This is a genomic window from uncultured Hyphomicrobium sp., assembly GCF_902826555.1.
Classification (GTDB): Bacteria; Pseudomonadota; Alphaproteobacteria; order Rhizobiales; family Hyphomicrobiaceae; genus Hyphomicrobium_C.
In genome coordinates, this window is sequence record NZ_CADEFI010000014.1 from 1 (window position 1) to 5,291 (window position 5,291).

Sequence of the window (5,291 nt, forward strand, 5' to 3'; positions counted from 1 at the left end):
GGTGCCACGCCCCACCTTCCAGCTCTCCTCCTGCACGCGAATGTCGGCGAGGATGCGGTCCAAAAGCAGGCACGTCCGCTTGAAGAGGTCTGACCCGCGCCGGTAGTCGGCGGCGGCGTAGAAGTCGACGCGGCCGGCGCCGAACAATTCCACACAGGTCGCCGTCGAGCGGCCCTCGCCGTGCACCGCGATCGCGTGCCCGCCGCTCTTGCGCATCAGCGCCATCGACGGCACGTCCGTATCGCCGTCGCCGAAGTAGATCATGTTGCGGAACGGGATCGGCCGCAGCTCCTCGGCCATGTGCGCGTTGATGCTCTCGCCGAGATCCTCGATGCCCTTGTTGATGCGGAACAGGTACTGCGTCTTGCCCGTGTCGGTGATCACCCGCTTCGGGAACGGCAGCTCGTAGGCATCGAACCAGTACTCCGACGCGAACACGTTGTGAAAGTGCTTGCGGATCTTGGTGCCCTCGACGATCTCGGTCAGTCCCGACGACACGAGGTAGTGACGAAGCTCTACGCCCGCGCTCTCGGCGCGGATCTTGATGTACGCGGCGATGGCGTCGAACCACTCTTCGACGCCGGGGAACAGCTCCACCTTCGCGCCCTGCTTGACGAGATCCGCGCGGTCGATGCGGAGGCCCTTTTCCTTGGCCTTCTTGTACATGAGGTGCATGTAGGTGATGAGCGGATCGGCGCCCTGCTCGCGCGCCACGCGCCCGCACTCGGCCCAGAACTCCGCCGGATCGACGCCGAGCTGCGGCAGGAACGAATATTCCTGCATGGGCCGCGGCGAGAGCGTGCCGTCGAAATCGTAGACGAGCGCGATGGTCTTCTTGTCGAAGACCTCGGCAGGCTTCGCCTTCTTCTTTGCCTTGGGTGCGGGCGCACTCTCGCGTGCAGGCGCGTCGTCCTCGCCCTGGTCCTTGCCCCGCCCCGTCGCACGCTCGGTCATTGCCGGCTCCTGTCCATCAAACGGCTTGACCGGACATTCCGCCGATTCGGGTGACCGCCTGAAGGCGGAGCGCCATCGCATGCACAACTTGAACGCCGGAGCAGCCGCGCAGGGAACAGACGTTCACGCACTCTTGAGCCGAAACTGGCTTGTTTCCGTCGCATTTCGCGCGTATCAGCCCCGGCTCGCGACAAGCGAAGTCTGAATTGCCGAAGGAGAACCTCATGCGCCGCACCACCAACGAGACGCTGACATCAGCCGTCCGCGGTGGTCGCATCGCGGGCATGGACACCTCTGTTCTCCCGGGCAAACCCAATGGGCAATTCGCTTTCGGACGCGGCGCACGCTGGCCCGCATAACGTCCGTCTTTTCACCTCCGACAAATCCTGGATCGAGGGCGCGGCCCTCGCACAACTGAACCACACGGCACGCCTTCCGGGCATGGTGCTGGCGGCTGGCTTTCCGGATCTGCATCCCGGCAAAGGCATCGCCGTCGGCGCCGCGTTCGTCTCGCGCGGCCTCTTCTATCCGGCACTCGCCGGCAACGACATCGGCTGCGGCATGAGCTTCTGGGCGACGGATCTGCCCGCCAGGAAGCTCAAGCTCGACCGCCTGGAAAAGCGCATCTCGGGCCTTGAGGACCCGTGGGACGGCGACCTCACGCCCTGGCGCGCCCGCTTCGGGCTCGAAGCCTCGCTGTCCGACGCCGGCCTCGGCACGATCGGCGGAGGCAATCACTTCGCCGAGCTGCAGATCGTGGACGAGGTGCGCGATGCGGCGGCGTTCGCCGGCCTCGGCCTCGACAAGGCCAACGCGGCGCTCCTGGTCCACTCGGGCAGCCGCGGCTTGGGCCAGGACATCTTCCGCGAGCTGTTGCAGCGTCACGGCGCCAACCCGCTGGAGGAGGAGAGCGATGCGGCCGCGCACTACCTCGCCCGTCATGAGCACGCCATGCGCTTTGCGCGCGCCAATCGCGCGCTCATTGCACACCGGTTCGCAGTCGAGCTGGGCGCAAACGCCCGCTGCGTCTCGGACGTCGCCCACAACATGGTGACGCGGGAGGACTTCGCGGGCGCCCCCGCCTGGTTCCACCGCAAGGGCGCGGCGTCGACGCGCGAGGCTCTTGCGGCGGGCTGCCTGATGATCCCCGGATCTCGCGGCACGCCGAGCTATCTCGTGCGCGCACGCGGCGAAGAGGGCGAGAAAGCCGCCTGGTCGCTCGCCCACGGCGCCGGTCGCCGCTGGCAGCGCGGCTACGCCAAATCGCGCCTCTCGCACAAGTACCGAGTCGAGGACCTGGCGCGCACCGAGCTCGGCGGCCGCGTCGTCTGCGAGGATCGCGAGTTGCTCTATGACGAGGCCCCGCAAGCCTACAAGGACATCGCGCAGGTGATTGCCGATCTCGAAGCGGCGGATCTGATCGCCACCGTCGCCGTCTATCGCCCGGTCCTTACCTACAAGGTGCGGAGGGCGCGCGATGAGTGACAGCAGAACGGGTGAGCGAATCTGGATTCACGTCACCTCGGGCCGCGGCCCGGCCGAGTGCCAGCTCGCGGTGACGAGCCTCGCCGGCGTGCTGGAGAAGGAGGCGCGCAAATCCGGCCTCGCCTGCGAGGTCCTGGAGATCGTCGCGGGCCGTGAGCGCGGCACGGCGCTTTCGGCGCTGCTGTCGGTCGACGGCGAAGGCGCCCGTGCCTTCGCTGAGAAAAGCCGCGGCAGCGTGCTCTGGATCTGCGCTTCCCCCGTGCGCGCCGGTCACAAGCGCAAGAATTGGTTCGTCGGCGTCGAGGTGCTTGCGCCGCCGGACACCACCATCGCAAGTCTGCGTGTTGCGGACGTCGCCTTCGATGCCATGCGCGCGTCCGGCCCCGGCGGCCAGCATGTCAACAAGACCGAAAGCGCGGTGCGCGCGACGCACAAGCCGACCGGCCTCGTTGCCACCGCGCGCGAGGAGCGCTCGCAGGCCATGAACAAGAAACTCGCGCTCGCCCGTCTTGCAGCGATGCTGGCGGACGGAGCGCAAGCCGCGCGGGCCGATGCCGAACGCGATCGCTGGAGTCAGCATGATGCCCTCGAACGCGGCCGCCCCGTCCGCACCTTCGAAGGCCCAGGCTTCAAGGAGCGGCGGTAGCGCCCACCGCTCCTTTTTCGCCGTCTAGTACATCGGCACCGCGAGGACACCGCCCGGACCGATCATCACGCCCCAGATGTCGCCGGAGGCAACGTCCAGGTCTTCGGTGACGTCGGGCTTTCCCGGAACGCGCAACCGGTATTTGTGCTTGCCGGGGGCGATGTTCAGGGTTGGACCATCGGGCCCCTCTGCGCCGCTTCCGGCCGGAACCTTGACTTGCGTCTTGCCCACGGTGATCACCGCATCCTTTTCGAGGATGTTGCCGAACAGAAGCTTCGTTTGCCCGGCGGGCGGCAGCATGCCGGCCTTGCGGGCGGCGTCCTCCTGTCGCAGCGTCACCACCGCGAACGTCTCGTCACCCTTGCGAGAGACATTGAGCATGCCCGGTCCTTGCGGCGTCTTGAACGAGATGTCGACCTGCTCGGGGCTTTCCTTCGCGCCGCCGTCTTCCGTCCAGCCGCGTGCCGTAAGCTCGCGGCGGTAGAAGGCAACGACCGCCTTCACCGGCGCGCGAACGCTCGCATGCGCCGAGACACGGAACAGGCTCTTCTCGCTGCCCGAAAGCGACCCGGGTGTGGCGACCGGAAGACCATACTTTTCTTCTGCCTTGAACTCGACCTTATCGGCTTCGGCGTCGGGTGCATCGGCTTGGTCCGCAGGCGCCGCCGCTACCACGAGTGCCGAGCCGTCTGCGGTGACGCGCGTTTTCGCGCCGAACGCCATGACGGTGAGCGAGAGGTCCCGTTCGTCCTTGGCAAAGCGCAGCACGACCATGTTGTCTCTGTTGATGGGCGAGCGCTCGCTCTTCCATCCGGCGCGCGACATGGCATCACGATAGAACTGCGCCACGGAGGCGACGTTGGACGCACTCTCGAAAGACAGGTCACCGTCCTCGGCGTCGAAGTCGATATCGGTTGCCGTCGCCGGAAGCGGGATCGGTGTTTCGGGAGCTTCCATGGCATCAAGCGCGGAAACGGACTGTGCGGGGCCGTCTTGCGCGCGCGGTGCGCCGGGCGTGCCGAGACCCTTCAGCGCATCCTGCATGATTTTACCGGCGAGATCGTCGAATGCGTCATGAGCATCCCGCGCGGCGGCGGAAGGCTCGGAGGGCGTCTCCACCTTGGGCTCTTCGCTCTCCTGCGCCAGTGTCAGAAGCTTCTGCGGAACGGCTTCGAGCGTGACGATGAGCTGTCCGTCGTCGCGGCTCTGCAGCAACAGCATCAGAGGTTTTGCGGGCTCGCGTACGAAGAATTGGAACCGGCCTCTTTCGTTGGGCTCCGACACGTCTTCCCCGGCGTTCGCCGCACGGTTCTCCTTGCGCGACCACCCTGACCAGCCGCGTTGCGCCAGCTCTTTCGTGAAAAGCGCGAGAGAATCCGCAAGCGGCGTCTTCGTCACGAAAGAGAGGTACGGTCGTGTCGGCGCATACTTGATGTCGGACGCATCGGCCGCAAAAGGCAGGTCCTCGGCGATCGGATTCGCCGTGTACGAGACGCTCGTGGCATTGCCCTGAGCCGGAGCGAGCGAGACCATCACCGTCAGGCCCTCTGGGCCCCTCTTGAGGGTCATCATCGCCAGGTTCGGAATATCGGCCGCACTTGCGAACGGATCGGTATAGAGCTGCCAGCCTCCGGCTGCGAGCAGCTTCACGACGGCTTTGGCCGTTTCCTCGACGGACGCCGGGCTCGTGAAAATGGTCGTCAGCGGGCTGGCGTAGGTCTCCTTCGCGCCAGGCACGCGCGCGAGCTTGCTGGTATCGAGCGTCGCGTCGGCCCACGCTGGCGCAAGGCCCCCTACGACGAGGGCGAGCGCGCTCGCGGCAACCGCTGCCATGAGCTTCAGTTTGATCCGGCGCATTTTTCGTAACTCCAGTATCGAGTGTCGTTGATCGGCGCCCCGTGCGGGGAGCGCGATGCGGCGTCCAGATTTGGGGGGGGGAAATCCGGCGAGCGGAGCGGCGATTTTCTGCCGCTCGCCCGAAGCGTCTATGGCGCCTCACGACGCGGCCCGATGTTCCTTTGGGAACACCGGGCCGGTTTGTGCGCGCAAATGCGGCGTAAGCTGCCAATTTTGCCGTTCGCTAGTGATCGTGGCCGCACCCGCAGTCGCCCTTGCCGTGGGCGTGCTCGTGGCCATGATCGTGGTCGTGCGCATGGCCGTGACCGCCGCAGCAGCCACCCTCGGCATGATGATGGTGATGATCGTG

General features: G+C 66.4%; 4 protein-coding genes. 2 read left to right on the forward strand and 2 right to left on the reverse strand.

Annotated features, from left to right (window positions below; genetic code table 11):
* On the reverse strand, positions 1–954 hold a 954-nt coding region (locus QZV93_RS08105), incomplete at its 3' end, for an HAD family hydrolase (RefSeq protein WP_295557465.1).
* A gap of 315 nt (positions 955–1,269) precedes the next feature.
* Between QZV93_RS08105 and QZV93_RS08110 the strand changes: the two genes are divergently transcribed.
* Both QZV93_RS08110 and prfH read left to right on the forward strand, forming a co-directional pair.
* Complete coding sequence (locus tag QZV93_RS08110; RefSeq protein ID WP_295557467.1) at positions 1,270–2,439, forward strand: RNA ligase RtcB family protein; 1,170 nt, start codon at positions 1,270–1,272, stop codon at positions 2,437–2,439.
* Positions 2,432–3,085, forward strand: a complete 654-nt coding sequence (prfH, locus tag QZV93_RS08115) for a peptide chain release factor H (protein WP_295557469.1) — start codon at positions 2,432–2,434, stop codon at positions 3,083–3,085. The genes QZV93_RS08110 and prfH overlap by 8 nt, the downstream gene beginning before the upstream one ends.
* A 24-nt stretch (positions 3,086–3,109) precedes the next feature.
* Here prfH and QZV93_RS08120 read toward each other — a convergent pair whose 3' ends face one another.
* A complete protein-coding gene (locus QZV93_RS08120) occupies positions 3,110–4,942 on the reverse strand; it encodes a hypothetical protein (RefSeq protein WP_295557471.1) in 1,833 nt (610 codons plus the stop codon).
* Positions 4,943–5,291 lie beyond the last annotated feature (349 nt).